Here is an 863-nt window from a genome sequence, read left to right as displayed (position 1 = left end):
GCAATCACCACCGTTCTGGCTAAAACCTACGGCGGTAAGGCAAGTAAATTCGACGAGATCGATAAAGCGCCTGAAGAGAAAGCACGTGGTATCACCATCAACACTTCACACGTTGAATATGAAACCCCGACTCGTCACTACGCTCACGTTGACTGCCCAGGCCACGCCGACTATGTGAAAAACATGATCACCGGTGCTGCGCAGATGGACGGCGCGATCCTGGTTGTTGCTGCGACTGATGGCCCAATGCCACAGACCCGTGAGCACATCCTGCTGGGTCGTCAGGTTGGCGTTCCTTACATCATCGTGTTCCTGAACAAGTGCGACATGGTTGATGACGAAGAGCTGCTGGAACTGGTAGAGATGGAAGTTCGTGACCTGCTGTCAGCATACGACTTCCCAGGCGATGATACTCCAATCATCCGCGGTTCTGCTCTGAAAGCGCTGGAAGGCGACGCTGAGTGGGAAGCTAAGATCATTGAGCTGGCTGGTCACCTGGATACCTATATCCCAGAGCCAGTACGTGCAATCGACATGCCGTTCCTGCTGCCAATCGAAGACGTATTCTCAATCTCAGGCCGTGGTACTGTTGTAACCGGTCGTGTTGAGCGCGGTATCGTTAAAGTGGGCGACGAAGTTGAAGTTGTTGGCCTGAAAGACACTGTGAAATCAACCTGTACTGGCGTTGAAATGTTCCGCAAACTGCTGGACCAGGGTCAGGCTGGCGAGAACTGTGGTGTTCTGCTGCGTGGTATCAAGCGCGAAGACATCGAGCGTGGTCAGGTACTGGCTAAGCCAGGCACCATCAAGCCACATACTCAGTTCACTTCAGAAGTTTACGTTCTGTCTAAAGATGAAGGCGG

Annotated in this window: 1 protein-coding gene; it reads left to right on the top strand. The window is 52.8% G+C overall.

The features are described 5' to 3' along the window. A partial coding sequence (tuf, locus tag PSSD_RS25975; RefSeq protein WP_052206277.1) for an elongation factor Tu occupies positions 1 to 863 on the top strand: 863 nt, incomplete at both ends.

Source organism: Type-D symbiont of Plautia stali, from assembly GCF_001485335.1.
Lineage (GTDB): Bacteria > Pseudomonadota > Gammaproteobacteria > Enterobacterales > Enterobacteriaceae > Pantoea > Pantoea vagans_C.
The sequence above is the reverse complement of the archived record's forward strand: the minus strand, read 5'-3'. Positions and strand labels throughout refer to the sequence as shown.